At 49.3% G+C, this 412-nt stretch carries 3 tRNA genes; all 3 read left to right on the forward strand.

The window, feature by feature from the left end:
• Positions 1-82: 82 nt before the first annotated feature.
• Positions 83-159, forward strand: a tRNA-Ile gene (locus tag KGF38_RS20095).
• 3 nt (positions 160-162) lie between these two features.
• Positions 163-238, forward strand: a tRNA-Phe gene (locus tag KGF38_RS20100).
• A 7-nt stretch (positions 239-245) separates the two neighbouring features.
• A tRNA-Met gene (locus KGF38_RS20105) sits at positions 246-322 on the forward strand.
• Positions 323-412 lie beyond the last annotated feature (90 nt).

The following is a 412-nucleotide window of genomic DNA, read 5'->3' on the forward strand; positions in this document are numbered from 1 at the left end:
GAGGTGTAGCGCAGTTTGGTAGCGCACATGGTTTGGGACCATGGGGCCGGGGGTTCGAGTCCCTTCACCTCGACCAAGAAAAGGGCCTATAGCTCAGGTGGTTAGAGCGCACGCCTGATAAGCGTGAGGTCGCTGGTTCGAGTCCAGCTAGGCCCACCATTTGCCCAGATAGCTCAGTCGGTAGAGCAGGGGACTGAAAATCCCCGTGTCGGTGGTTCGATTCCGCCTCTGGGCACCAGAAATACGGCGGTATAGCTTAGTTGGCTAGAGCGTTCGGTTCATACCCGAAAGGTCATAGGTTCGACTCCTATTACCGCTACCATCTAACTATATCAATAAAGAACTTTGAAAATTAAACAGTAGGTTAATTTATAAACAAGAAACAAACCATAAAGCCAGATATTTTGATAAC

Source organism: Clostridioides sp. ZZV14-6387 (assembly GCF_020657835.1).
GTDB lineage: Bacteria > Bacillota > Clostridia > Peptostreptococcales > Peptostreptococcaceae > Clostridioides > Clostridioides difficile_A.